General features: G+C 69.2%; 25 protein-coding genes and 1 pseudogene. 13 read left to right on the forward strand and 13 right to left on the reverse strand.

The genetic code is table 11. The annotated features are described in order from the left end of the window. Positions 1 to 33: 33 nt before the first annotated feature. The 6 genes from hemL to N0B31_RS18730 form a co-directional block, all read right to left on the reverse strand. Positions 34 to 1,374 carry a glutamate-1-semialdehyde 2,1-aminomutase gene (hemL, locus tag N0B31_RS18705; RefSeq protein WP_260593128.1) on the reverse strand — a complete coding sequence of 447 codons (1,341 nt, stop codon included), beginning with the start codon at positions 1,372 to 1,374 and terminating at the stop codon, positions 34 to 36. A gap of 545 nt (positions 1,375 to 1,919) precedes the next feature. Further along, positions 1,920 to 2,285, reverse strand: coding sequence for a nitrogen regulatory protein GlnK1 (gene glnK1, locus N0B31_RS18710; protein WP_260593129.1), 366 nt, complete (start codon positions 2,283 to 2,285; stop codon positions 1,920 to 1,922). Between the two features lies 1 nt (position 2,286). Continuing rightward, complete coding sequence (locus tag N0B31_RS18715) at positions 2,287 to 3,606, reverse strand: ammonium transporter (protein WP_380628491.1); 1,320 nt, start codon at positions 3,604 to 3,606, stop codon at positions 2,287 to 2,289. Positions 3,607 to 4,106: 500 nt separating this feature from the next. Further along, positions 4,107 to 4,505 (reverse strand): Lrp/AsnC family transcriptional regulator, encoded by a 399-nt coding sequence (locus N0B31_RS18720; RefSeq protein ID WP_260593131.1) that lies wholly within the window; start codon positions 4,503 to 4,505, stop codon positions 4,107 to 4,109. A gap of 2 nt (positions 4,506 to 4,507) precedes the next feature. Next, a complete protein-coding gene (gene glnK1, locus N0B31_RS18725) occupies positions 4,508 to 4,867 on the reverse strand; it encodes a nitrogen regulatory protein GlnK1 (RefSeq protein ID WP_260593132.1) in 360 nt (119 codons plus the stop codon). Continuing rightward, positions 4,864 to 6,267, reverse strand: a complete 1,404-nt coding sequence (locus N0B31_RS18730) for an ammonium transporter (protein ID WP_260593133.1) — start codon at positions 6,265 to 6,267, stop codon at positions 4,864 to 4,866. Before N0B31_RS18730 ends, glnK1 (N0B31_RS18725) begins: the two co-directional genes overlap by 4 nt. 494 nt (positions 6,268 to 6,761) lie before the next feature. Here N0B31_RS18730 and N0B31_RS18735 point away from each other — a divergent pair, with 494 nt between their 5' ends. Continuing rightward, positions 6,762 to 7,784, forward strand: a complete 1,023-nt coding sequence (locus N0B31_RS18735) for a sensor histidine kinase (protein ID WP_260593134.1) — start codon at positions 6,762 to 6,764, stop codon at positions 7,782 to 7,784. A gap of 7 nt (positions 7,785 to 7,791) precedes the next feature. On the opposite strand, the gene hemB is transcribed toward N0B31_RS18735, so the two are convergent. Continuing rightward, positions 7,792 to 8,781 carry a porphobilinogen synthase gene (gene hemB / locus N0B31_RS18740; protein WP_260593135.1) on the reverse strand — a complete coding sequence of 330 codons (990 nt, stop codon included), beginning with the start codon at positions 8,779 to 8,781 and terminating at the stop codon, positions 7,792 to 7,794. 246 nt (positions 8,782 to 9,027) lie between these two features. Here hemB and N0B31_RS18745 point away from each other — a divergent pair, with 246 nt between their 5' ends. The 3 genes from N0B31_RS18745 (at position 9,028) to N0B31_RS18755 (ending at position 11,022) form a co-directional block, all read left to right on the forward strand. Continuing rightward, complete coding sequence (locus N0B31_RS18745; RefSeq protein WP_260593136.1) at positions 9,028 to 9,642, forward strand: DedA family protein; 615 nt, start codon at positions 9,028 to 9,030, stop codon at positions 9,640 to 9,642. A 54-nt stretch (positions 9,643 to 9,696) separates the two neighbouring features. Continuing rightward, complete coding sequence (locus N0B31_RS18750; protein WP_260593137.1) at positions 9,697 to 10,248, forward strand: GNAT family N-acetyltransferase; 552 nt, start codon at positions 9,697 to 9,699, stop codon at positions 10,246 to 10,248. A gap of 81 nt (positions 10,249 to 10,329) precedes the next feature. Then, on the forward strand, positions 10,330 to 11,022 hold the full coding sequence (locus tag N0B31_RS18755; protein ID WP_260593138.1) for a DUF502 domain-containing protein: 693 nt from the start codon (positions 10,330 to 10,332) through the stop codon (positions 11,020 to 11,022). A 53-nt stretch (positions 11,023 to 11,075) separates the two neighbouring features. Here the strand turns inward: N0B31_RS18755 and N0B31_RS22635 are convergent. Then, positions 11,076 to 11,462 (reverse strand): annotated as a pseudogene (locus tag N0B31_RS22635) (gamma-glutamylcyclotransferase). Between the two features lie 53 nt (positions 11,463 to 11,515). On the opposite strand from N0B31_RS22635, the gene N0B31_RS18765 reads away from it, so the two are divergent. Then, the gene (locus N0B31_RS18765) at positions 11,516 to 12,049 is read left to right on the forward strand and encodes a hypothetical protein (RefSeq protein WP_260593140.1); all 534 of its coding nucleotides are present in this window, start codon (positions 11,516 to 11,518) and stop codon (positions 12,047 to 12,049) included. A gap of 44 nt (positions 12,050 to 12,093) precedes the next feature. On the opposite strand, the gene citZ is transcribed toward N0B31_RS18765, so the two are convergent. Next, positions 12,094 to 13,227, reverse strand: a complete 1,134-nt coding sequence (citZ, locus tag N0B31_RS18770; RefSeq protein WP_260593141.1) for a citrate synthase — start codon at positions 13,225 to 13,227, stop codon at positions 12,094 to 12,096. 250 nt (positions 13,228 to 13,477) lie between these two features. Here citZ and N0B31_RS18775 point away from each other — a divergent pair, with 250 nt between their 5' ends. Beyond that, positions 13,478 to 14,701 (forward strand): potassium channel family protein, encoded by a 1,224-nt coding sequence (locus N0B31_RS18775; RefSeq protein ID WP_260593142.1) that lies wholly within the window; start codon positions 13,478 to 13,480, stop codon positions 14,699 to 14,701. A 5-nt stretch (positions 14,702 to 14,706) separates the two neighbouring features. Here the strand turns inward: N0B31_RS18775 and N0B31_RS18780 are convergent, their stop codons facing one another. Further along, positions 14,707 to 15,000 (reverse strand): DUF7536 family protein, encoded by a 294-nt coding sequence (locus tag N0B31_RS18780; protein ID WP_260593143.1) that lies wholly within the window; start codon positions 14,998 to 15,000, stop codon positions 14,707 to 14,709. A gap of 123 nt (positions 15,001 to 15,123) precedes the next feature. Between N0B31_RS18780 and N0B31_RS18785 the strand changes: the two genes are divergently transcribed. The 3 genes from N0B31_RS18785 (at position 15,124) to N0B31_RS18795 (ending at position 17,687) form a co-directional block, all read left to right on the forward strand. Then, a complete protein-coding gene (locus N0B31_RS18785) occupies positions 15,124 to 16,080 on the forward strand; it encodes a succinylglutamate desuccinylase/aspartoacylase family protein (protein ID WP_260593144.1) in 957 nt (318 codons plus the stop codon). A gap of 253 nt (positions 16,081 to 16,333) precedes the next feature. Beyond that, the gene (locus N0B31_RS18790; protein WP_260593145.1) at positions 16,334 to 16,576 is read left to right on the forward strand and encodes a hypothetical protein; all 243 of its coding nucleotides are present in this window, start codon (positions 16,334 to 16,336) and stop codon (positions 16,574 to 16,576) included. Positions 16,577 to 16,625: 49 nt separating this feature from the next. Continuing rightward, the gene (locus N0B31_RS18795) at positions 16,626 to 17,687 is read left to right on the forward strand and encodes a pyridoxal-phosphate dependent enzyme (RefSeq protein WP_260593146.1); all 1,062 of its coding nucleotides are present in this window, start codon (positions 16,626 to 16,628) and stop codon (positions 17,685 to 17,687) included. Between the two features lie 152 nt (positions 17,688 to 17,839). On the opposite strand, the gene N0B31_RS18800 is transcribed toward N0B31_RS18795, so the two are convergent. From N0B31_RS18800 to N0B31_RS18810, 3 genes are all read right to left on the reverse strand, one after another. Further along, complete coding sequence (locus tag N0B31_RS18800) at positions 17,840 to 18,382, reverse strand: CDP-2,3-bis-(O-geranylgeranyl)-sn-glycerol synthase (protein ID WP_260593147.1); 543 nt, start codon at positions 18,380 to 18,382, stop codon at positions 17,840 to 17,842. An 88-nt stretch (positions 18,383 to 18,470) separates the two neighbouring features. Then, the gene (locus tag N0B31_RS18805) at positions 18,471 to 18,749 is read right to left on the reverse strand and encodes a YgaP family membrane protein (protein WP_368389256.1); all 279 of its coding nucleotides are present in this window, start codon (positions 18,747 to 18,749) and stop codon (positions 18,471 to 18,473) included. A 117-nt stretch (positions 18,750 to 18,866) separates the two neighbouring features. After that, positions 18,867 to 19,469 (reverse strand): conditioned medium-induced protein 4, encoded by a 603-nt coding sequence (locus tag N0B31_RS18810; RefSeq protein WP_260593149.1) that lies wholly within the window; start codon positions 19,467 to 19,469, stop codon positions 18,867 to 18,869. A 116-nt stretch (positions 19,470 to 19,585) separates the two neighbouring features. Between N0B31_RS18810 and N0B31_RS18815 the strand changes: the two genes are divergently transcribed. The 4 genes from N0B31_RS18815 (at position 19,586) to N0B31_RS18830 (ending at position 24,009) form a co-directional block, all read left to right on the forward strand. Continuing rightward, positions 19,586 to 20,173: a biotin transporter BioY gene (locus N0B31_RS18815; RefSeq protein WP_260593150.1), complete on the forward strand. Its 588-nt coding sequence runs from the start codon at positions 19,586 to 19,588 to the stop codon at positions 20,171 to 20,173. A 10-nt stretch (positions 20,174 to 20,183) separates the two neighbouring features. Then, the gene (locus tag N0B31_RS18820; protein WP_260593151.1) at positions 20,184 to 20,912 is read left to right on the forward strand and encodes an energy-coupling factor ABC transporter ATP-binding protein; all 729 of its coding nucleotides are present in this window, start codon (positions 20,184 to 20,186) and stop codon (positions 20,910 to 20,912) included. A 1-nt stretch (position 20,913) separates the two neighbouring features. Then, a complete protein-coding gene (locus N0B31_RS18825; RefSeq protein ID WP_260593152.1) occupies positions 20,914 to 21,642 on the forward strand; it encodes an energy-coupling factor transporter transmembrane component T family protein in 729 nt (242 codons plus the stop codon). 129 nt (positions 21,643 to 21,771) lie between these two features. After that, positions 21,772 to 24,009, forward strand: coding sequence for a heterodisulfide reductase-related iron-sulfur binding cluster (locus N0B31_RS18830; protein WP_260593153.1), 2,238 nt, complete (start codon positions 21,772 to 21,774; stop codon positions 24,007 to 24,009). The last annotated feature ends 114 nt before the right edge of the window (positions 24,010 to 24,123 follow it).

Consider the following 24,123-nt stretch of genomic DNA (forward strand, 5'->3'; position numbering starts at 1 on the left):
AAACGGTTTTCGAAAGAATTGCCGGGTCGCGCCCTACAGACAGCGCTCGTACGCCTCGATGGTCCGGTCGATGTCGGCCTCGGTGTGCGCGTACGAGACGAACTGGCTCTCGAACTGGTTCGGCGTGAGGAAGACGCCCTCCTCCTTCATCGCGGGCCAGAACAGGCGCTCCCAGCGGTCGGTCTCGGCGTTCCCCACGTCGGCCCCGTTCTTCGGGCACTCGCCGAATCGCTCGCAGGCGGCGTCCTGCGTACAGCCCGCGGCACAGCACTCGCTCTGTGGGCCCGAGTCAGCCCGCGTGAACACGACCTTGAACATCGAGTCCGTGCCGACGACGGTGTACTCGGGGGCGCGGTCGGCGACCACCTCGGTCAGCCCCTCGCGCAGCCGGTCGCCGAGCGCGTTCACGTGGTCGTAGACGTCCTCCTCGGCGCAGAACTCGAGCGTGGCGAGGCCGGCCGCCATCGTCACCGGGTGGCCCGAGAAGGTGCCGGACTGGAAGACGTCGCCGGCTGGCGTGAAGTGCTCCAGTATCTCGGTCTTCCCGCCGATGGCGCCGACGGGGAACCCGCCGCCGACGATCTTGCCGAACGTGGTCACGTCCGGCGTGACGCCGAACCGCGATTGGGCACAGCCGAGGCCACCGACCCGGAAGCCGGTGATGACCTCGTCGAACACGAGCAGGGCGTCGTGGTCGTCGCACAGGTCTCGGAGGTGTTCGTGGTACCCCTCGACCGGCAGTACGATGCCGTTGTTCCCGAGGATGGGTTCGGTGAGGACGCAGGCGATCTCGTCGCCGTGCTCCTCGAACACCTCCGTGATGGCCTCGTGGTCGTTGAACGGCACGGGGACGGTGTGCTCGGCGAACGACTCTGGGATGCCGTTCGTCGAGGGGTGGACGTGGCCGGGTTCGCCCTCGACGAGCGTGGTCTCCTGGGCGCCGTGGTAGCCCCCCTGCATCACGACCACCTTGTCGTTGCCCGTGTAGCCCCGGGCGAGTCGAACCGCCGAGACGGTGGCCTCGGTCCCCGAGTTGACGAACCGTATCATCTCGACGCTCGGGACGTGCCGGGCGACGAACTCCGCGAGGTCGACCTCGACCTCCGTGGGGGCGCCGTACATCGGGCCGGCGCTGGCGTACGACTGCACCGCCGACTGCACCGACTCGGGCATGTCGTGACCCAGCAGGAGCGGGCCGTACCCCATCGCGTAGTCGAGGTAGCGGTTCCCGTCGGCGTCGACGACGTGCGCGCCGTCGCCTCGTTCGACGAAGAACGGGTACGGCCGGGGGGCCGCCCGCACCGAGGAGTTGACCCCGCCCGGCATGACGGAGAGGGCTCGGTCGTAGAGTTCGCGCGAGCGCTCGTGGTTCATGGACGGCGGTTCGACGGCGCCCCGAAAGTACCTTTCTGGTACCGCGGCGCCGTCCGTCGGGCGGTGGGTGTCGGAGCGATACGCTGGTTTCACAGTTCTGGTCGATATCAGTGCACGATTCTGGCTCGAAAATCGATACTGGTGAGTATATTGCCGTTCAGGACAGATATTTACCACCGCGTGTCTTACGATGTACTGTCGAGGCCCGAAGGTCTCGGACGTGCGGTGTCGAACAGTCCGCCAGGCAGTCACCTGCGCCGAACGAACCACATCGGCTGGCGCCGTGCACCACACGGCGAACGTTCCTTCGTTCCGGCCGTGCCGCTGTCCTCGGCACGGCCACTCGGGGACGGGCTGTCCCCCGTCCTCGGTTCGAACTCGAACTCGGGAGCGGTGCGGCTCGCCGAGTCGTCGCCGTCTCTCCCGCGAGTGGCGGTCGCCACGAGTGCGAGGACGTGACGCCGACGTCACCGCAGCAGCCGCTCGGCGGTCGATTCGTGCCGAGAGAGAAGTGGTGACCGGACGCGTGCGCGTCGCGGCCGTGTTCAGACCGCTTCGGTGCCGGTCTGGCCGGTCCGGATCTGCGTCGCGGACTCGACGGGCAGGACGAACACCTTGCCGTCACCCGGCTCGCCCGTGTGGGCGGCGTCGGCGATGGCAGCGACCACGTCCTCGGCCGGGATGTCGGCGACGATACACTCCACCTTCACCTTCTGGTGGAGGTCGACCGTGTACTCCTCGCCGCGCCACTGGCCCTTCTTGGCGGGCTGCGAGCCGCGGCCGGAGATGTTCGTCACCGTGATGCTGGGCGCGCCGACCTCGGCGAGCCCCTGTTTCACGTCGCTCAGTTTGTCGGGGCGGATCATCGCCATGACGAGCTTGATGCCGCCGTCGTTGGGTTCGTCGGACATGTCAGTTCACCTCTTCCTCGTCCACACCACCGTCCGTCTTCAGTCGCCCGCTCGGGACGCCGCCGTCCGTGGCGGTGTCCGGGCGGCCGAACTCGGGGTAGGTGTCGACGCCGTGTTCCGAGACGTCCAGCCCGTCGAGTTCGTGCTCGCGGGAGACGCGGATCTGGCCCATCGCCTTGAGGACGCCGAACACCAGCGCCGTCGCGAGGATGGTCCAGCCTGCGATGACCGCGACGAACACGACCTGGTTGACGAGGCTCACACCCGCTCCGGGGACCGTGAAGATGGGGATGCCGACCAGCAGCGCGCCCAGCACGCCCGCACTCCCGTGGACGGGGAACACCGCGCAGACGTCGTCGATCTTGAGGTACTTCTCGACCAGTTCGAAGACGATGGGGAGCTGCGCACCGGCGAGCCCGCCGATGACGAGCGCCGCCCACCACGTGATGATGTCGGTGTTCGAGGTGATACCGACGAGGCCGGCGAGCATCCCGTTGGCGACGTACAGCGTGTCGACCTTGCCGGTCTTGAGCGTCGCGACGCCCGCGGCGCCCAGCGCGCCGGCGGCCATCCCGAGGGTCGTGGTCAGCGCGACGCGGCCGACGTAGCCGAAGTCGGCGAGCGCGGTCGCGTCACCCGCGATGGGTGCAGCGGCCGTGCCGACGTTGAAGCCGTACCAGCCGAAACAGAGGATGAGCGTCCCCAGCACCGCGAAGGTGATCGAGTGCCCGGGGATGACGTTGGCGCTCCCGTCGTCGTTGAACCGGTCGAGGCGGGGACCGACGATGGCCGCCGCCGTCAGGCCGGCGATGCCGCCCATCCCGTGGACGATCATGCCGCCCGCGAAGTCGTGGAAGCCGAAGGCGTCGAGCGCCCCGCCGGCCCACGTCAGGCCCGTCACCACGGGGTAGATGACGCCCGCGAGGAAGATCGTGTACGTGACGTACGCACGCAGTTTCATCCGACCCGCCACCGCCCCGCTCACGATGGTCGCCGCCGTCATCGCGAAGACGGCGCCGAACAGCCAGTCGACCCAGCCGAGCGTCGACTCGGGGCTGAAGATGGCGAACAGGGAGTAGTTCCCACCCGTCGTCACTCCCGCGATGACCGCCTCGACGGTCGCGCCCACCAGGAAGAACATGATGACGCCCACGGACCACGTGAGCATGTTCTTCGTCAGCTGGTTCGCGACGTTCTTCGAGCGGACCTGGCCGGCCTCCAGCATCGCGAAGCCGGCGTGCATGAAGAAGATGAGGAACGTCACGGTCAGCACCCACACGTAGTTGATGCTGGTCGCGACGGACCCGGCGTCCACCTGCATCGGGAGGAGTTCGAGCATCAGTTACCCACCTCCTCCGTACGACTGTCCATTAGCTGGCACCATTCCGAAGCGTTCGTGTTCCGAATCACGGTAGAACCGTACTGAACTCCTCTACTTAACTGTTGGAGTCTATAACGTCAAGAAAGAAGGTGTGTATGTAGACGAACGACAGAAATTGGGTAGGATAATATCGATATAAGGTCGTCTATCGTCCAGATCCGTCGGTGTTCGTGGGGTCGTTCCCCGACGAACGTCCACGCCGTTCCGGTGGTCGCGGGGCCGATTCCTCCCTCGACGGCCCGCGCGCGGTCTCTCGTGCCGCTTCGCGGCAACCTTTGCTACCCGTCGGGGTGGCACGTGGGGCCGAGTAGCACGCTGTTCGGGTTCCGGAGCGCGTCAACCCCTCGAATTCGTGTGGTACGGTGCGTGGTTGGACGAACGTCGACCGCCGTCGCGACCGCTGGACGTTCGGTGAGTATTGCCGTGAAGAAGTGTCGGGGTCAGTCGAGCGGGGGGGCGTCGTACTCCAGCACCGTCCGCGAGACGACGTTCGCCGCTACCACCCCGACTCGGTCGTCGGTCGCCAGCCGCCCGAGGAACCGCTCGAGACCGCCCGCCTCCCTGAACCGGGTCACGAGCAGCGCGTCCCACGGACCGGTCGTCTCGTGCGCGTCGGTGATGGGACCCGCGTGGTCTGCGACCAGCGACTCCAGATCACCGTCGACGCGACAGAACACGAGCACCGTCTGGACGCCGAGGGCCGCGAGGTCCGCCCGCGGGACGAACCCCTCTATCCGCCCGGCGCGTTCGAGTTCACGCACCTGCTCGTCGGGGACCCACCCGCGTGGTTCGCGACCCCCACCCCCGCCGGAGACGTCCCGGTCGGGGGTGCCCGCCACCCTCAGACCGCCTCGGGCCCCGTCTTGTCCGTCCGGATCTGCGTCGCGGACTCGACGGGCAGGACGAACACCTTGCCGTCGCCGGGTTCGCCGGTCTTGGCGCCCTCGACGATGGCGGCGACCACGTCCTCGGCCGGGATGTCCGCGACGACACACTCCACCTTCGTCTTCTGGTGGAGGTCGACCGTGTACTCCTCGCCCCGGTACTGGCCCTTCCTGGCCGGCTGCGAGCCGCGGCCGGAGACCGAGGTGACCGTTATCGAGGGTGCGCCGACGTCGGCCAGCGCCTTCTTCACGTCGCCCAGTTTGTCCGGGCGGATGTACGCCATGACGAGCTTGACCTCGCCGTCGTTGGCGCTCATTCGTCCACCTCCTCGTCGTCGGCCGCGTCACCGAAGTGCGTGAACGCCGTGGTCACGCCACCGTCGGTCTCCACACGGACACCACCGTCCGCCAGCGCGCCGGGTTCGTCGCCCGCCGTGAACTCGGGGTACGTGTCGAGGCCGTGTTCGCCACGGTCCAGCCCGAGTTCCTCCTCCTCCTCGGAGACGCGCAGGCCGATGGTCGCCCCGATGACGCCGAGGACGACCATCGTCACGAGGACCGTCCACGTGCCGACGACGAGCGTGCCCGCGACCTGCATGAGCAGCTGGTTCAGCGAGAAGCCGGCCACGTCGAAGAACGGGATGAGCATCGTGCCGATGAACCCCGCGCTGCCGTGGACGGCGAAGACGCCACACACGTCGTCGATCTTCAGGTTGTCGACGACCCAGCGGTAGACCAGCGGGGTCTGCGCGCCGCCGACGATGCCGATGACGAGCGCGCCGGGCCACGAGACGTGGACACACGCGCCCGTGATGGCCACGAGACCGGCGAGCAGGCCGTTGGCCGCGAACAGCGGGTCCGGCTTGCCCTCCCAGAACGTGGTGACGAGCGTGGAGGCGACCATGCCGGCGCCCATCGCCAGCGTGGTGTTCAGCGCGACGCGACCGAGCGCCTCGCCGTTGAACGCGCCCTCGCCCGTGAGGACGGTGGCCTGCGTGCCGACGTTGAAGCCGTACCAGCCGAACGCGAGGATGAGCGTGCCGATGACCGCGAACAGCACGCTGTGCCCCGGAATCGGGCGGGCGTTCCCCTCGCTGTCGAAGCGACCCGTGCGCGGGCCGACCATGTACGCCGCCGTCAGGCCGGCGATGCCGCCCAGCGCGTGGACGACCGTCGCGCCCGCGAAGTCCTTGTAGCCGACGCCGCCGAGCGCCTGCCCGATGTAGCCGGCACTCGAGAGCAGGCCGTCACCGCCCCACGCGAACCCGGAGACGACCGGGTAGATGAACGCCACCATGGCGAACGCGTAGACGACGTACGCGGAGAACTTCATCCGCTCCGCGACCGCCCCCGAGACGATGGTCGCCGCCGTCATGGCGAACACCGCGCCGAAGAGCCAGCCGATCCACGCCCCTGGGCTGTTCACGTACGCGAACGCCGAGGAGACGTCGAGCGACGCCCCCGGCGTGGTCGCGTACCCGGCCAGCGCGGAGACGCCCGCGCCGACGAGGAAGAAGACCAGTACCCCCATCCCCCAGTCCATCATGTTCTTCATCACGACGTTGCCCGCGTTCTTCGCGCGGACCTGGCCGGCCTCCAGCAGCGCGAACCCCGGCTGCATGAAGAAGATGAGGAAGGTGACGGTGAGCACCCACACCGCGTTGATGCTGTCCGCGATGGCGGTGATGTCACCCTGAATCGGGAGTAACCCTAACATCCACGCACCTCTTCCGAACGAAGCTTCGATTCGTCCACTCGTTCCGCATTCTGCATGACGTTCGTCATCTGTGTCACGGGAGAGGCTGAACGCGAGGGGATACATAAATCTTGCAGTCACCAACGTCCACTCGTGGGTCAGAATACTGGTCGAACAGGCGATTTAACCAACAATATCGACAATATAAGGTCGTGATTCGTCAACTAATTCGGCGTTCGTCGTCTCGATTTCCGGACGTACGTCGGCCGCACCGCGTGCGTCGCACGGCGGCCCGCCACGGTCGCGTCCGTCGCGCGGTCGACCGCGGCAACCGTTGCACGAACTCCGGGTCGGGTGTGGCCGGTCGACGCTCCCCGAACGCGGATAGACGGTTCGAGCGTACCGATGCCGACGGTCTGGGACATCCGTGGACGAACGGTCACCGGCCCAGCCCCTCGAGTTCACTCACGTGTGGCGGCTCGGGTTTATTACGCCGGGGGGACTCTCGCCGCGGTATGGCAGGGGAGAGCGGCTCCGCCTTCTCCGAGGAGATGGTGGAGGCGGTGGGCGTCGGGGTGGCTATCTACGGGGGCGACGGGCGCTACCGGTACGTGAACGACGCGTACGCGGACCTGCTCGGGACCGACCGCGAGGCGCTGGTCGGCCGGGCGCTCTGGGACGTGAACCCGTCGCTGGAGCGCGAGCGGTTCGCGGACTACTGGGCGTCGTTCGCGGACGGCGAGACCCGGACCGCGGAGACCGAACACGAGTTCGCGGGGACGTGCGTCCCCGTCACCACGGTGACGACCCGGCGGTCCATCGACGGGACGCCGTACCACTTCGGTACCATCCGCGACATCACCGAGCGGCGAGCGCGCGAGCGCGAACTCGAGCGGCAGAACGAGCGACTCGACTCGTTCGCGGGGATCGTCAGCCACGACCTGCGCAACCCGCTCGGCGTGGCGAAGGCGTACCTCGATATCGCGCGCGAGGAGCGCGAGTCGGCCGAACTCGACATGGTCGGGAGCGCGCTCGACCGGATGGAGATACTCGTCGGGGACCTGCTGACCCTCGCGCGGAAGGGGGTCGCCGTCGAGGACCCGGAGCCGGTGTCGCTCCGCGGGGTGGCGACGGCCGCGTGGCGGAGCGTCGACACGGGCGAGGCGGCGTTCGAGGCGACGACCGACCGGCTCCTGCTCGCCAGCGAGAGCCGTCTCCAGCAACTGCTGGAGAACCTCTACCGGAACGCTGTCGAGCACGGCTCTGCGGACGGTTCGCTCACCGTCCGCGTCGGGCCGCTGGAGGCGGGAGCCGACGCGGGTGCGGGCTTCTACGTCGCCGACGACGGCCCCGGCATCCCGGCCGAAGACCGCGACGCCGTGTTCGCCGCCGGCGAGACCACCCACGAGGACGGCACCGGCTTCGGCCTCGCCATCGTGAAGGGTATCGCCGAGGCCCACGGCTGGACGGTCGAACTCACAGAGTCGGCCGCCGGCGGTGCCCGCTTCGAGTTCACGGGCGTCGCGTTCGAGGGCTGACCGCCACTCAGAGCCGGTCGGCGACCGTCTCCGCCCAGTAGGTCATGATGAGGTCCGCCCCCGCCCGCTTGATGGAGAGCAGCGACTCGTAGGCCGTCTCCTCCAGGTCGAGCCACCCCTTCTCGGCGGCGGCGTGGAGCATCGCGTACTCGCCGCTGACGTTGTAGGCCGCGACGGGGTGGTCGAACTCCTCGCGCACCGCTCGCACGATGTCGAGGTACGGGAGCGCGGGCTTGACCATCAGGACGTCCGCCCCCTGTTCCACGTCGAGCCGCACCTCGCGCATGGCCTCGCGGGCGTTCGCGGGGTCCATCTGGTAGTGTCGGCGGTCCCCGAACGCCGGTGCACCGTCCGCGGCGTCGCGGAACGGGCCGTAGAACGCCGACTGGTACTTCGCGGCGTAGCTCATCACCGGCACGTCGTCGAACCCCGACGCGTCGAGTCCCTCGCGGATGGCACCCACCATCCCGTCGGTCATCGAGGAGGGGGCCACCATGTCCGCGCCGGCCTCCGCGTGCGAGACGGCGGTCCGGGCGAGGTTCTCGAGGGTGGGGTCGTTGTCGACGGTGAGCCCCTCGCCGGCCTCGGCGCCGGGTTCGAGCACCCCGCAGTGGCCGTGGTCGGTGTACTCACAGAAGCAGACGTCCGTGACGACGTAGGCGTCGGTCTCCTCGGTCACCGCGCGGGTTGCCCGCTGGACGACACCGTCGGGGGCCCACGCACGGCTCCCGACCTCGTCTTTCGACTCGGGGATGCCGAACAGCATCACCGCCTCGACGCCGGTGTCGAGTATCTCTCGCACGCGGGCGACGGCCTCGGAGACGGGGACCCGTTCGTGGCCCGGCATCGAGTCGATGGGGACCCGTTCGTCGGCCGTGGCGTCGACGAACACCGGGGCCATCAGGTCGCTTGCCCGGACCTCGGTCTCGCTGACGAGGCCGCGGACCCCGTCCCGCCGCAGGCGCCGCGGGCGGTCCGTGAGGTCGTGGTCGCTCATACGAGCGACTCGGAGTGGCCCCGGCAAAGGTCCGTCGTTAGGGGTCCGCTGGTGCGCCGTGGTCGGCGCTCTCGTCGGTGCGTTCGAGCGGGAATGCCGTCGTGGTACACTGGAACCACACCGTGGTCCGTCACGGTCCACCGCCGGCACCGTGGCCGCTGTGTGGGTCACGCCGTCGGCACCGTCCAGCCGTCCCCTTCGACCGTGCCACAACGCCTATGCCCGTCCCTGCCTCACCAACGAGCGATGGCAGAGGCCACCGCCACGTCCTCCCCGCTCCGCGCGTTCCTGCGGGACTACGGCGTCTTCCTCGTGGTCGGCGTGGTACTCCTCGCGGCCGGCATCGCTGTCGGCCTGTTCGTCTTCGGCGACACTGAACTCGCCCGGTCGCTCATCGACCGCTACGGCCTGTACGCGCTGTTCTGCATCCTCGTCCTCGAGGGGGCGATGCTGCTCTACTTCGCGCCGAGCGAGGCGCTGGTCCCCGCCGGGGTGGCGCTCCTCGCCGAGACGACGTCGGAGGTGGCCGCCGTGATACTCGTCGCCGTCGCGGGCGCGACGGTGGGACAGTTCCTCCTGTTCTCGTTCGCCAAGCGCGCGGGCCGGGAGTACCTCCTCGAACGGCCGTGGTTCCGGGTCGACGAGTCCCGACTGGAGCGGTTCGACCGGTGGTTCGACCGCTGGGGGCCGGTCGTCGTCCCCGTCTCGAACGCCCTGCTGTTCACCCGCGGGATGCTGACGGTGCCGGCGGGGTTCGCCGAGATGCGTGACTGGCAGTTCGTCGTCCTCTCGGCGTTCGGGTCGCTCGTCTTCCAGACGTGGCTGGCGCTGGCGGCGCTCGGTCTGCTGGGGCGGCTCTGAGCCTCGATCACACGCCACCAGAAACGCTTTCGCCCGGCCCGTCCCGCTTCGGGTATGCCCGGTCTAGTCTTCCTGCACACGGACGACGACGCCGTCGCCCTCCGGACCGTCGAGGAGGAGGACCTGCCGTTCCTCCAGCGCAACTGGAACGACCCGGACGTGCGGCGACTGCTCCGGTCGCCCACGCCCCGTAACGGGAAACAGACCGACGAGGCGTTCGAGGAGTGGCTCAGCGACGACGACAGCGTGAACCTCCTCGTCAGCGACGAGTCCGACGGTGGCGACGACCCCGAGCCGGTGGGGACGGTGTCGCTGTTCCGCATCGACGAGCAGGCCGGCGTCGGCACGCTCGCCTGCTGGATCACGCCCGACGCCCACGGCGAGGGGTACGCCACGCTCGCCACGGAAGCGATGGTCGCCCACGCGTTCGAGGAACGGCGGCTCCACAAGGTGGTCGGCGAGGCCTACGCGCACAACGCGGCCTCCCGGCGGGTGCTGGAGAAGGTGGGGCTGCGCGAGGAGGGGGTCCTCCGCGACGAGAAGTTCGTCGACGGTGACCACGTCGACGTCCATCGGTACGGCCTGCTCGCGGACGAGTGGGCCTGAGTCCGTCGTCGCGCTACGAAAGTTTCACCTTCACCGAGCCGTAGCCTCCGAGTAGAGCCGCCACGCGGCCCCCACCAATCGATGCTCCCCAACTCCTGGAAACGAGACATCGCCAGCGGTCTCGTCGTGCTGGTGCCCATCCTCCTCACCGCCTACGTCGTCGCCTTCGTGTTCCAGGCACTGGCACAGATCCCGTTCCTGCAGGACGCCTTCCCCGGCCTGGAGGCCTACCAGGTCGCCGTCGCCCGCGTCGTCATCATCCTCGTCATCTTCGCCCTCCTCGTCCTCTCGGTGGGCTACCTGATGCGGACGACGCTGGGCGACGTCTTCGAGAACGCGCTCGACGGCGTGATGAACCGCCTCCCGGGCCTCCGTATCGTCTACAACGCCTCGAAGATGGCCGTCGAGACGGCCCTCTCGGGCACCGACGACCTCCAGACACCCGTGAAACTCGAGACGTGGAACGGGATGCGGATGACCGCGTTCAAGACCGGCAAGTCGACCGACGACGGCCGGGACGTCCTGTTCCTGCCCACCGCTCCGAACATCACCACCGGGTTCGTCGTCGAGGTGGAACCCGACGACTACCACGAGACCGAGGAGACCGTCGAGGACGCGCTGACCCGCGTGCTCTCGGCTGGCTTCGGCGAGTCACGCGAGAACCGTGGCATCGCCATCGACGTCGTGGAGGAGATGAACGGGGGCAGTGACGGCGACGGTGACGGCGGGGAGACGGGTCCGAGCGACCCGGCGCCGGCCCGGAACGACGACTGACGGTCACTGCTCACACCTCCTCGGCACTCGACGTGGACGTGCTGGCCTTCTGCTCAGTCGAGCGTCCGAACGACGACCCGCTCGTTCTCGACGTAGGTGCGCACGCGCTCGGCGAACGCCCCCTCGCCGGGCCACTCGGTGGCCACACCCAGCCGCGACGGGTCGCCCACGTACGTCTCGACGGTCCCCCCGGATTCCCGTGGGACCGAGACCCGGACGTACAGCCCCGAGTCGACCCCTTCGTAGGCGTCGAGGGCGGCGACGTGGTCGGTGTGGAGGAGTCGGCCCTAGACGGCGCCACCGGGGGCGAGCGTCGGGTAGCGCCCGTCGACGGGGTGCAGGCCGGTGAGGCGGGCATCGGGACCGTACTCGGAGGCGTCACCGAGGACGCGCGTGGCCACGTCCGAGTCGGTGAGCGTCCCGTAGACGAACACGTCCATACCGGGTCACGCGCCCCCCGAACGCTTAGGTGCCACCTCTCGCAACGGTGGCTGTGGACCGACGTGCCCTCCTCGCGTCGCTCGCGGCGGGAACGACCGCACTCGCCGGCTGTGCATCGCTCACTGGTCCCGGCCCCACCGAGAACGTCCGGCTCGCTCGTGGACAGAGCACCGTCAGACCGCTGGCGGACCCCCTGATCCGTGGGGCCCCGAGCACCGCCGACGCACCGTACTTCTTCGCCAGCACCTACGCCCCCGGCGACACGCTGGCGGTGACCGACACCGAGCGTGCGGAGGGGTACGCCGATTCGGTGGCGGACCTCTCGGACCGGCAGTTCGCGGTCCTGACCTACCTCCGGGTGGCCGGCGCCGCCCCGGCCTCTCTGTTCCCGGAACCCAGCGGTCCCCGGGAGAGCGAGGACGGCCGTGTCGAACTCTCGCTCCGCCGCGATACCGTAGGGGACCCGCTGGAGAGCGACGAGGCCATCGGTGTCTCGCTCGCGGTGTTCGAGTACGAGGGCGGGACGCCCGAGTCCGTCGTGGTGGAACTCCCGGGCGGTGCGACGTTCGAGCTGGCGGGACCGTAGCTGCTGCTCGGGGGTGGGGCAGAAGTCGCGAGGGGCGACGGTCGCTACCGCTCGTCGACCGGGACGAACTCCTCGTCCTTCGGGCCGACGTAGCGGGCGCGGGGCCGGATGAGGCGGTTGTCCTCGAACATCTCGATGACGTGGGCGATCCACCCGCCGACGCGGCTCATCGCGAAGATGGGGGTGTAGATGTCGATGGGGATGCCCATCTGGTAGTAGGTGGAGGCGGAGTAGAAGTCGACGTTCGGGGCGAGCCCCTTCTGCTCGCCGAGGTACTCCTCGATGGTGCGGGACATCTCGTACCACTTCATCTCGCCGGCCTCGCCGAGGGCCTTCGACTTCTCACTCAGGATGCGCGCACGTGGGTCCTTCACGTTGTAGACGCGGTGGCCGAAGCCGGGGACGCGCCGGCCGCGGTCGAGGGCGTCGACGACCCAGTCCAGCGGGTCCTTGCCGGAGTCGTCGACCTCCTTCAGCATCTCCATCACGTCCTGGTTGGCGCCGCCGTGGAGGCTCCCGGAGAGGGTGCCGACGGCGCTCGTGACGCCGCTGTGGAGGTCCGCGAGCGTAGAGCAGGTGACCATCGCGGAGAAGGTGGAGGCGTTCAGGCCGTGGTCGGCGTGGAGCACGAGCGCCATGTCGAACGTCTCGGCGAGGACGTCGTCCGGCTCCTCGCCGTTGAGCATGTAGAGGAAGTTCGCGGCGTGGCTCAGATCCTCGCGCGGCGCGACCGGGTCGTCGCCCTCGCGCTGGCGGGCGAACGCGGCGAGCGCCGTCGGGATCTTCGCGGTGAGGCGGCGGGCCTTCCGGAGGTTCGCGGCCTCGTCGGTCGGGTCCGCGTCGGCGTCCGGGTCGTACGCCGAGAGCGTCGAGACGATGGTCCGGAGCGCGGCCATCGGTTCCTCGTCGGCCTCGGCGAGGCGTGTGACGGTCTCGTGGACGCCGTCGGCGAGTTCGCGCTCGGCGACCATCGCGTCGGTGTACTCGGCCAGCTCGGCCTCGTCCGGGAGGTGACCGTGCCAGAGCAGGTAGACCGTCTCCTCGTAACTCGCCTCGCGGGCGAGGTCGTCGATGGAGTATCCCCGGTAGATCAGTTCACCCTCGTCGCCGTCGATGAACGACAGCGCGGATTCCGCGACGAGGACACCCTCAAGGCCCTTCTTCAGTTCCTCGGTCATACCACACGGTTTTCCGTGGGGTTGGGAAAAGGATTGTCGTTCGTGCATGCGACCCTCACACGTCGCGCGGTTTGCCGGTTCCTCGACCCCCGGTTGGCCACCGGCAGCGAGGCGGTTATCTCCGCTGGGGGTCCGCGGACGGTATGGAGACGCGAGTCCAGCCGCCGGCGGGACGGAGCGTGGCCTGATGCGGTTGCGTCCTCCCCGTCGGGGAACGTTTTTGTCCGGTCCCGCGAAATCCCGGGCCAGTATGGCCGTCGACGACGTCGAGTACGAACCGGTCTCGGTGAAGGCGGTGCTGGCGGAGATGAAAGACACCGCCGAACTCCTCATCGACCTGTCGTACTCGGCGGTGTTGCTCGGCTCCGACGCGGTCGCCGAGGAGGTGCTCGAACTCGAGGAGCGGATGGACGTCCTCCAGTTACAGGCCCGGATGAGCCTGCTGATGGCCGCGCGCAACCCCGAGGACGCCGAGGCACTCGCGCCCGTCCTCGGCGTGGTCGGGGCGGCCGAGAAGATCTCCGACGCGGCCGGCGACATCGCGAAGGTCGTCCTCGAGGACATCGGGCTGCCCGAGGCGATGCGAGCGGCGCTCCCGGAGGCCGTCGAGACCATCGTCAGGGTCGGTGTCGACAGCGAGTCCGCACTCGCCGGTCGGACGCTTGGCGAGACGAACCTCGAGACCGAGACCGGCGTGCGGGTCATCGCCATCCGGCGCGCGGGCGACTGGCTGACGAACCCCGACTACACGACGACCCTCGACGTCGGCGACGTGGTCCTCCTCCGGGGGACGGAACTCGGCGTCGCGGCGGTGTACGAGGACCTCTCGGGCGCGGAGTACGAGGCGCCCGACGCCCCCGACCCGACCGTCGAGGACCTCGAACGCGCGGTCGACTCGGTCGTGCTGATGAAGAACATGTCCGAACTCGCCGTGGACCTCGCGTACGGGTCGGTGCTGTTCGACTCCGACGGCATCGCCGAGGAGGTGCTCGAACTGGAGGCCGAGGTGGACGCGCTGGAGGACCGCTTCGAGGCGTGGATCCTCCGTGCCGCCGCGGACATGGAGGACCCCGTCCGGTTGCGGGGGCTGATGCACCTCGCCAGCGCGACGGAGGTCATCTCCGACGCCGCCCTCGAGATCAGCGAGGGGGTGTTGCGGGGGCTGGGTGCCCACCCCGTCATCGCGGAGGCGGTCCGCGAGTCGGACGAGGTCATCGTCCGCCTGCAGGTCGCCGACGGGTCGCGACTCGACGGGGCGACGCTGGCCGAGGAGATGGTCAAGACGGAGACGGGGATGCGCGTCATCGCGGTGCGCCGAGCGCGCGAACCCGGCACCACGCGCGTCGGCGACTGGGTGGTCTCGCCCGGTCCGACGACGGAACTCCACGCGGGCGACGTGCTCGTGGCGAAGGGGACCCGCGACGGCAGCGAGCGACTGGCCGGGCTGGCAGGTGTGGCGTCGACCGAGCCCTGAGCCGGTCAGTCCAGCTCTCGGACCTTCCTGACCAGCGACCCGACGGTGAACACCATCGTCAGCAACAGCCCCACGCCCGTCGCGAGGACGAACGCCAGTCCGGCGTAGTAGAAGACGGGGTAGTCGGAACTGCCGGCGTTGCTGACGATGAGCGCGAGCAACCCGAGGGCGAGGACGACGCCGATGCCGAACCCCGCCTTCGCGTTGCGCTGGACGTTGATGGCCCGGAAGAAGTTCGCGGTGCCGCCAGGGCGGTCGGGGACGTCCTCGCCCGGTCCGGAGTGGGTGTCCTCGCTCACATCCCACCGTAGGCGGGCCGACGGCATAGGACTGTCCGTCCGCCCTCGGCGATTCGTGCCGGAATCCCGCCTGCTGTGCCGATACCGAACGGTCTATAGGCGTCCCCGGTCCGAGTTCGTGTAATGACGACCCTCGGTACCGCCAGCGCGGCCCCCGGTGAGACGTCCGTGGGGCGGCTGCCGGTCGGGCAGGCCCGTGACGGCTCCGAGGTCGCGCTCCCCGTCTGCGTCATCAACGGCGCGAGCGAGGGACGCACCCTCTACGTGCAGGCGGTCTCGGACGGCGACGAACTGAACGGTCTCGGCGTCGTCCAGCGGTTCGTCCCGCGCATCGACCCCACCGACCTCGCCGGCCAGATACTCGTCGTCGGCATCGTGAACCACTACGGCTTCCAGGTCGCCGAACACCGCAACCCCATCGACGACACGAAGCTCAACCGAACCTACCCCGGGAACGAGAACGGCACCGCCTCCGAGCGCATCGCCCACGCGACGTTCCAGGCCGCCTCCTCGGCGGACCTCGTCCTCGACCTGCACCAGGGCTCTACCTCCCGGATGATTAACGAGGCTCGCGTCCGCTGTGGGAAGCGCCACCGCCTCCACCGCGAGTGTCTCGAACTCGCCAAGGTGTTCGGCTGTGGGCACGTCCTCGACCAGAAGGGGCCGGACGGCCAGCTCGCCCGTGCCGCCCCCGACGAGGGCGTCCCGACCATCGACCCCGAACTCGGCGGCGCGGTGGGCTGGGACGAGGAGTCCATCCGCATCGGCGTTCGCGGCGTGATGAACGTCCTCACATACTACGACTTCCTCGAGGGGACCGTCTCGCCCGAGACCCAGACCCGCGCGACGGGCTTCGACCAGTACGGCTCGCCCGCCGGCGGGCTCGTCGACTTCACCGCCGACCTCGGCGACCGGGTCTCGCGGGGCGACGTGCTGTTCCGCATCACGGACCCGTTCGGCACCGTCCAGTCGACGGTGAAGGCCGAGTCCTCGGGCATCTTCTGGCGGACGCGGCGGCTGCCGCAGGTGGCGACGGGGGAGTACGTCTGTTCGGTCGGCACCGACATCGACACCTACTAGGACCCACTTTTACTCCTCGGGTGCGCTCGCTGCGCTCGCGCACCGCTCGTCGCAAAAACGTCCTCAGAAGTCGAAGACTTCTGATGGGCTGCGGTAGAGCTCTGCTCTACCGAACGTGGGGAAAAACTGCGCCCCTCGCTGCACTCGCGCCGGGTGGGTGCACTGGTGCCTACCGCACCGCGGCGGCCAGTACACGCTTGCTCGTCCGCGTCGGCCCCAAAGACCTATCAACGGAGGTGTAAGACTCGCTGCCATGCGCATCGACCGTGCCGCCAAGTTCGGTGTCGTCGCGACAGCCCTCCTCCTCCCCATCTCGGTGGCCGCCGTGCTGATCTCGCGGCCCGTGCTCGAGAGTTCCATCACCGACAACACCGTCGTCGTCTTCGTCGCCATCGGGGCGTCGGTGGTGAACATGACGTTCCTGTTCGCACTGGTCGGGCTCTACCTCGACCGGGAACTGGCAGCGCGGGGACTCGCCAGTTCCGACGGGGAGTGACGACTCCCGACATCGAAACCCACACCCTCCCCGCCCGCCTCCCCCCGCCATGCTCCGCTGTCCCGCCTGCGACGCCACCTACGCGGACCGCTGGCGCTGTACCTGCGGCCACCCGCTGGAGTTCGCCGAGCGACCGCTCCCCGAGGCCGACTCGCCGGCCGACGTCGACCCGCGGGACGGCCTCTGGGCCGTCGCCGAGTTCCTGCCCGTCGACCGGCACGTCTCGCTCGGCGAGGGGTGGACGCCGCTCGTCGACGCGCCCGACTGGGACGCCGCGTTCAAACTCGACTACGTGTTCCCGACGGGGTCGTTCAAGGACCGCGGTGCGGCGCTGACTCTCTCGCGGGCCGCCGAACTCGGCGTCGAGACGGTCGTCGAGGACTCCTCGGGCAACGCCGGCGCGGCCATCGCGACCTACGCCGCACGCGCCGGTATCGACGCCCGCATCTTCGTCCCCACGGGGGTGAAGGAGCGCAAGGTCCGGGCCATCGAACGGGCCGGCGCGACCGTCGAACGCGTCGAGGGCTCACGCGAGGCCGTCACCGATGCGTGTCTCGAGGCGGTCGAGGCCGGAGCGGGCTGGTACGCGAGCCACGCGTGGAACCCCGCGTTCTTCGCGGGGACGGCAACGATGGCGTACGAGATCGCCGCCCAGTTCGACTGGGCGGTCCCGGACGCCGTCGTCCTCCCGCTCGGCCACGGGACGATGTTCCTCGGTGCGTACCGCGGGTTCACCGCGCTTCGCGACGCCGGGTGGACCGACCGGGTCCCGCGGCTCCTCGGGGCACAGGCCGAGGGCTACGCGCCCATCGCGGACGAACTCCACGCCTCGACGGGCGCACAGAACGACCTCGCGGACGGCATCCAGATCCGTGAGCCGGTGCGCCGCGACGAGATTCTCGATGCCATCGAGGCCACGGACGGGGACGCCATCGCGGTCTCCAGCGAGGCCACCGAGCGCGAACTCGACCGACTCCACCGCGCGGGGTTCTACACAGAACCGACATGCGCCGTCGCTCCAGCCGCCCTCGCCGAGTACCGCGAGCGCGGAGTTCTCGACGAGGGGGCGGACGTGGTGGTCGCGCTGTCTGGGTCCGGACTGAAGGGGTAGCGGTGCTGTGGCGGAGCGGTCGCGGTGCTGTCGTAGCACCAGCGCACCTACCCGCCACGAGGCGCGCTCGCGCGCCGGGTGGCGCCTTTTTCACCCATGTCTTTGCGCAAGCGGTTCGCGCCGTAGGCGCGAACCCGAGCGGAAAATGATGGTTAGTAAGGTTCGTCTTTCAGTCCCAGCAGATACGCTCCCGCGTTCGTCCCGAGGTGGAGCAGCGGCGTCAGTACCAGGACGACCGCCAGGACAGGGAGCGTGAGAACCCCGAGGAGCCACGCGGGTGCGACCACGAGCGTCAGGACGAACGCGCCGACGACGAAGTCGAGCTGGTCGACGACGGGGAACGCCGCCCCGCGCTCGCGGCCGGTGCGCCGCTTGAGGAACGACGCGGTGACGTCTCCCAGCATCGCGCCGAGGGGGAGCGAGAGGATGGCTGCGGGAGGGAACAGGGGGAGGGCGAACCCCGAGACGGAGACTGCGGGGTCGTGGAGGAGGTTGAGTGCGAGCGCGACCAGCGCGCCGGCGAGCGTCCCCACGAGCGTGCCGCGCCACGTCTTGCCGTCGCCGAGCAGTCGCCGGCCGTCACGGGTCCGTCCGCCGTCGATAGGTGCCCCACCACCCGCGAGGACGGCCGCGTTGTTCGGGATGTACGCGGGGAGCATCACCCAGAACGCGACGGCCACCGCCTCGGCTATCATTGTCTGCGAGGTTGGCGGGGACGGGCTTAATTTCGGTGGGTTCGAGCCGGGTACGTTCTCACCCGGCAGCAGGAAACGGGACGGGCGTTCAGGCGGTCCGACCGACGTCGCCCTCGGTGGTCGACTCGGTCGTCTCCTTCCCGCGGTAGGTGTTCATCCCGAGCGCGTTGTTCAGCGGGCACTTCTGGGTGACCGCCGTGACGCTCAGCACCAGTCCGACCAGCACCGCGAGCCCCGCGATGGCGAGGCCGAGCGTGCCGGCCGCGATGGTGAACAGTCCGAGCAGGGCCGCCGCTCCGACGATGATCAGTACAGGTCCGAGGACGAACCGGGCGATTCGGTCGTAGCCGCCGACGTTCTTCTCCATGAATCTTTCACCGTCCATCGATACACCGGCTCGGGTCTCAATCGTGCCGCTGGTTCCCACACCACGAGAACGCTCACGGCGGGAGGAGTACGTCCCCGAGCGGCGCCGGACGCCGGGTCACATCGAGACGTTCGACTCGCTCTCGGCGTCCTCGGTGGCGTCCTCCAGCCCGCTCTCTTTCACGTCGGCCGTGAGTTGCTCGGCGGCCGCGTCGGTGAACAAATCCTCGAACTCAGCGCGGAAGCGCCCGGACACCCGGCGCTCCTCGGCCTGCGCGTCGAGGACGCGCCGGTAACGCCGCACCGTCGACTCGCTCACGTCGAGTTCGGCGGCCGCGTCGGCTACCGACCCGTCCGCGAGCAGCGAGCGAAGGCGTTCCAGGTCGAACGGGGCGTCGGTGTCGCGGTCACGGAGGAGGTGGAGCGCGAGGCGGGCGCGGACGACGGTCCGGCGGTCCTCGTCGAGGGCCGCGGCGATGTCGGTGTCGGACTCCCCCTCGAAGAAGCCGACGACGACCGTGACGAGGGCGTCGTCGTCGAGCGTGGTGTCGAACGCACAGCGCTCGCGCAGCTCGGCGATGGTCTCGTGGATGCGCTCCTCGCGGTCCTCGGGGACGTCCCCCGCGAGCGAGCCACGAGCTTCCTCCTGTCGCTCTGTCACCGTCTCCGACTCGGTGACGTTCACGAAGATGTCACGGAGTTCGGCCGTCTTCTCGTCCATCTGACCGCGGAGATACGTGCCCCCGGTATTTAAACTGTGTGTCTCCGTGACACGCGGTCGCGGCCGGCGTTTCGTCAACCGGTAGCTTGAGTATAGTTGACGACGCGCCTCGGGGCGTGAGCACCACCACCTCGGACGTCGACCTCGTCGGCGACGAAGTCGTCGGAAACGTGGCCCGTGCGGCGCTGCTGGCGGCGTTGACGGGTGCGTTCGCCTACGTATCGTTCCCCAATCCCCTCCCCGCCGCGGGGGTCCCGGTCACCCTGCAGGTGCTCGGCGTGTTCCTCGCGGGCATCTTCCTCGGGCCCGTCTGGGGCGGCCTCTCGCTGGTGTTCTACCTCGCCGCGGGGGCGCTCGGCGCGCCCGTCTTCGCCAGCGGGAGCGCCGGCTTCGAGGCCCTCGTCGGCTCCTCGGCGGGCTACCTCTGGTCGTACCCGGTGGCGGCGGCCGCCATCGGCCTCGTCGTCCACGACGGCCTCTCGCTCCGGTCGCCGTCGGCCGCCGGCCTGCCCCGACTCGTCGGTGCGATGGTCCTCGGCACCGGCGTCATCTACGCGATGGGCGTCGCGGGCCTGATGCTCGTCCTCGGTCTCGGCCTGCCGGAGGCGTTCGCCGCCGGCGCCGCCTCGTTCATCCCGGCCGAGGTGTTCAAGATCGCCGCCGCCGTCGGCATCGTCCGCTCGGACGCCGTCGTCGCGGAGTAGCCGCTCGCCGATGATAGAGACGCGGGACCTCGTCTTCACCCACGACGGTGCGACCCGCCCCGCCCTCGACGGCGTCTCGCTGACCATCCCGGACGGCGAGAGCGTCGTCCTCGCGGGCGCCAACGGCGCAGGCAAGACCACCCTCGTCCGGCACTTCAACGGTCTGCTGGCCCCCGACGCGGGCGAGGTGCTCGTCGACGGGGACCCCGTCGACGAACACCCCGTGCACGCCCGGACCCGCGTGGGGATGACCTTCCAGGACCCGCGCGACGCGTTCGTCTCCGCGACGGTGGGTGCCGACGTGGCGTTCGGTCCGGAGAACCTCGGCCTCCCGCACGCGACGATCGACCGCCGGGTCGAGGTGTCGCTCGCGGCGGTCGGGATGGACGGCCGCGAGGACGAGCGCATCGACGCCCTCTCGGGCGGCGAGCAGGCCCGCGTCGCCATCGCGGGGGCACTGGCGATGGACCCGGCCCACCTCGTGCTGGACGAACCGTTCGCCGGCCTCGACTGGCCCGCCCGCCGGTCGGTGCTCGCCCACCTCCGCGACCTGCACGCCGACGGGACGGGGCTGGTCGTCGTCACCCACGACCTGCGTGACCTCGCGTGGGTCGACCGCTGGGTCGTGTTGCGCGAGGGCCACGTGGCGGCCGACGGCGACCCCGAGGCGGTCCGCCAGCGCCTCGAGTCGCTCGACGTCCGTCCGCCGGACGGCCCTGCCGGCGCTCCCGAACCCTGAGATGGTCCTCCAGTACACCCCCGGCGAGTCGCTGGCACACGCGCTCGACCCGCGCTCGAAACTCGCGGTCCAGGCGGGGTTCGTGGCCGCGGCGTTCGCCTACACCACCCCGTCCGGGCTGGCCACGATGACCGTCCTCGCCGCCGGGGTGCTCGCGGTCGCCCGGACCTCGCCGCTCGCGACGCTCCGCGAGGTGTGGGTCGTCCTCCCGCTGCTCGTCGCCGCGCCGTTGTTGCAGGGACTGACCCTCTCGGCGCCGTACTTCTCCGTCGCCGAGGCGCGGTTCCCGGCGCTGGCGGCCTACCGGACGCTCCTCGTGCTGCTCGTCGCCGCCGCGTACGTCCGGACCACGCCGGCCCGTGACTCGCGGGCGGCCGTCCAGCACACCGTCCCCGGTCGACCCGGCCAACTGCTCGGGATGGGCGTCGCGTTCGTGTTCCGCTTCCTCCCGGTGCTCCAGCGCGACCTCTCGCGCATCCGAGACGCCTCGCGGGCACGGCTCGGTGACCAGCGGCGACTCGACGAGCGGATGCGGACGGTCGCGCTCGTCGGTCTGAACCGCGCGTTCTCGCGCTCCGACGCGTTCTCGCTCGCCCTCCGTGCCCGGTGTTTCTCGTGGAATCCCACCCTCCCACGACTGCGGTTGGGCCGGGCCGACTGGGCCGCGCTGGCGTTCGCCGCCGGCCTGTTCGGGGCAGCGCTCTGGCCCCGGATATCCACCGTCATATGAACGCCCCGTCACTGGCCGGTGAGACGTGTAAGTTACGGTGAGGAAACGACCGGTATCGGCCGCCGAAACCGCCCGAGGCGGCCGATTTCGATACCAAGACTTAAGCGCTTAGGTTCCCCGCAACGCGGTATGGCACCGACACTCCCACTCCAGGCGGGAGACACGATCACGCGAGAGACCTTCTGGGGTATCTCGCACACGGGCGAGGTGGTGTTCTACTACCTCGCGTTCGTGACGATCGTCGTCTTCGCGTGGGGGGTCTACGACCGTTTCGCCCGCTACTCCGAAGGGACCGAGGACTGGTTCGAGCGACTCGACGACCTGCCCGGACGCATCAGCAGGGCCGCCAAGGTGGTCGGCTCCAACGAGAAACAGTTCAACCGCGACCTGGTCGGCGGCATCATGCACTCGTTCATCCTGTGGGGCTTCCTCACGCTCCTCATCGGGACGACCATCATCGCCATCGACATCGACATCTTCCGGAACGTCACCCAGTTGTTGACCGGCGAGCGCCAGTCGTTCTTCGTCGGTGATTTCTACCTCTCGTACTCGCTGGTGATGGACTTCATGGGACTGCTGTTCGTCGTCGGCGTGGGCATCGCCATCTACCGGCGCTACGTCTCGCAGAAGGAGCGACTCCGTGGCCCCCACAGTAGCCGCGAGGACGACTTCCTCGTCTGGTCGCTGTTCCTGCTCGGCGTCGGCGGCTACGTCCAGGAGGGCCTGCGCATCCTCGGCACCGCCGACGTCACCGCCAGCGGCGTCCAGTTCATCGAGTTCGAGAAGGTCTCGTTCGTCGGCTGGTTCGTCGCCGACGTGATGAACGCTGTCGGGATGACCCCCGGCATGGCCGAGGCGGCCTACCCCGTGATGTGGTGGAGCCACGCACTACTCGCGTTCGTCTTCATCGCGGCCATCCCGTACGCCAAGCCGTTCCACATGATCTCCTCGTTCGCGAACGTCGTCACGGCCGACGAGAAGGCCGGCAAGCGCCTCCCCGGCATCCCGGCGGACCTCGACCACACCAACGCCGAGTCCATCGAGGACTTCACGTGGAAGGAACTGCTCGACCAGGACGCCTGCACGAAGTGTGGCCGCTGTTCCTCGGTCTGCCCGGCCAACGCCTCCGGGCGCGACCTGAACCCGCGCGACGTCATCCTCGACCTGAAGGCCTACCGGGAGGACCTGGACGCGGGCGGCGACGAGAAGCCCATCATCGCCGATGGCTCCGGCGGCGTCATCAAGGCCCAGACGATGGAGTCCTGCATGGCCTGCATGGCCTGCATGGACGCCTGCCCGGTCGAGATCGAACACCTCAGCAGTTTCACCCGGCTGAACCGCCAGCTCGCCGACCAGGGTGACATCCCGCCGAGCCTGCAGGACGTGTTCCAGAACGTGATGCAGAAGGACAACACGTTCGGCGACGCCAACCGGACCCGCGGCGACTGGACCGAGGACCTCGAGTTCGAGGTCACCGACGCCCGCGAGACGGAGGTGGACTACCTCTGGTACGTCGGTGACTACCCGAGTTTCGACGACCGGAACAAGCAGGTCGCCCGCTCGCTCGCCAAGATATTCCAGCACGCCGACGTCGACGTCGGCATCCTCTACGAGGACGAGGTCTACGACGCCAACGACATCCGTCGCGTGGGCGAGGAGTTCCTCTTCCTCGAACAGGCCGGCACGCTCGTCGAGACGTTCGAGGAGTGCGAGTTCTCGAAGATCGTCTGTACCGACCCCCACTCGTACAACACGTTCAAGAACGAGTACCCGGAGGTCGACTTCGAGGAGTACGCCGACGACCCGATGATGCCGTTCGAGCTGACCGAGCGGTGGAACGCCGACGAGAGCATCGAGGTGCTCCACTGGACGCAGGTCGTCGAGGAGCTCACGAACTCCGGGGCGCTCGGCCTGCGTGGCAACGAACTCGACTACACGGTCACCTACCACGACCCGTGTCACCTCGGCCGCTTCAACGACGAGTACGAGGCGCCCCGCGAACTCGTGCGGGCGACGGGCTGTGACCTCCACGAGATGCCGCGCAACCGCGCCAACTCCTACTGCTGCGGCGGCGGTGGCGGTGGCCTCTGGATCGACCAGGAGGAGGACGAGAAGCCCAGCGAGGAGCGACTCCGCGAGGCGCTCGAGGACACCGAGGCCGGCAGCGCGGTCGAGAAGTTCGTCGTCGCCTGCCCGATGTGCATGACCATGTACGAGGACGGCCGCAAGACCGGCGGCTTCGAGGACGACATCGAGATCGTCGACATCGCCGAACTCATCGTCGAGGCACTGGAGACCGGCGGGAAGATCAGCGCCGGTGCGACGAGCGAAGACGATGGCGACGCGGCGGCGCCCGCCGACGACTAACCACCTCTTACCCCTCGGGTGCGCGCTCCGCGCGCACCACGCGCTGCTCACGGTCGCTACGCGCTCGTCCGCACGGTAGGTGGCGGCTCGGCCGCCACGCGAGTCGCGACGACG

This window comes from Salinirubellus salinus (genome assembly GCF_025231485.1).
Classification (GTDB): Archaea; Halobacteriota; Halobacteria; order Halobacteriales; family Haloarculaceae; genus Salinirubellus; species Salinirubellus salinus.

Coding starts and splice junctions, on each gene's coding strand:
- hemL (WP_260593128.1), bottom strand. CDS start 1,374: ATGAACCACGAGCGCTCGCGCGAACTCTACGACCGAGCCCTCTCCGTC.
- glnK1 (WP_260593129.1), bottom strand. CDS start 2,285: ATGTCCGACGAACCCAACGACGGCGGCATCAAGCTCGTCATGGCGATG.
- N0B31_RS18715 (WP_380628491.1), bottom strand. CDS start 3,606: ATGCAGGTGGACGCCGGGTCCGTCGCGACCAGCATCAACTACGTGTGG.
- glnK1 (WP_260593132.1), bottom strand. CDS start 4,867: ATGAGCGCCAACGACGGCGAGGTCAAGCTCGTCATGGCGTACATCCGC.
- N0B31_RS18730 (WP_260593133.1), bottom strand. CDS start 6,267: ATGTTAGGGTTACTCCCGATTCAGGGTGACATCACCGCCATCGCGGAC.
- N0B31_RS18735 (WP_260593134.1), top strand. CDS start 6,762: ATGGCAGGGGAGAGCGGCTCCGCCTTCTCCGAGGAGATGGTGGAGGCG.
- hemB (WP_260593135.1), bottom strand. CDS start 8,781: ATGAGCGACCACGACCTCACGGACCGCCCGCGGCGCCTGCGGCGGGAC.
- N0B31_RS18745 (WP_260593136.1), top strand. CDS start 9,028: ATGGCAGAGGCCACCGCCACGTCCTCCCCGCTCCGCGCGTTCCTGCGG.
- N0B31_RS18750 (WP_260593137.1), top strand. CDS start 9,697: ATGCCCGGTCTAGTCTTCCTGCACACGGACGACGACGCCGTCGCCCTC.
- N0B31_RS18755 (WP_260593138.1), top strand. CDS start 10,330: ATGCTCCCCAACTCCTGGAAACGAGACATCGCCAGCGGTCTCGTCGTG.
- citZ (WP_260593141.1), bottom strand. CDS start 13,227: ATGACCGAGGAACTGAAGAAGGGCCTTGAGGGTGTCCTCGTCGCGGAA.
- N0B31_RS18775 (WP_260593142.1), top strand. CDS start 13,478: ATGGCCGTCGACGACGTCGAGTACGAACCGGTCTCGGTGAAGGCGGTG.
- N0B31_RS18785 (WP_260593144.1), top strand. CDS start 15,124: ATGACGACCCTCGGTACCGCCAGCGCGGCCCCCGGTGAGACGTCCGTG.
- N0B31_RS18790 (WP_260593145.1), top strand. CDS start 16,334: ATGCGCATCGACCGTGCCGCCAAGTTCGGTGTCGTCGCGACAGCCCTC.
- N0B31_RS18795 (WP_260593146.1), top strand. CDS start 16,626: ATGCTCCGCTGTCCCGCCTGCGACGCCACCTACGCGGACCGCTGGCGC.
- N0B31_RS18800 (WP_260593147.1), bottom strand. CDS start 18,382: ATGATAGCCGAGGCGGTGGCCGTCGCGTTCTGGGTGATGCTCCCCGCG.
- N0B31_RS18805 (WP_368389256.1), bottom strand. CDS start 18,749: ATGGAGAAGAACGTCGGCGGCTACGACCGAATCGCCCGGTTCGTCCTC.
- N0B31_RS18810 (WP_260593149.1), bottom strand. CDS start 19,469: ATGGACGAGAAGACGGCCGAACTCCGTGACATCTTCGTGAACGTCACC.
- N0B31_RS18820 (WP_260593151.1), top strand. CDS start 20,184: ATGATAGAGACGCGGGACCTCGTCTTCACCCACGACGGTGCGACCCGC.
- N0B31_RS18825 (WP_260593152.1), top strand. CDS start 20,914: ATGGTCCTCCAGTACACCCCCGGCGAGTCGCTGGCACACGCGCTCGAC.
- N0B31_RS18830 (WP_260593153.1), top strand. CDS start 21,772: ATGGCACCGACACTCCCACTCCAGGCGGGAGACACGATCACGCGAGAG.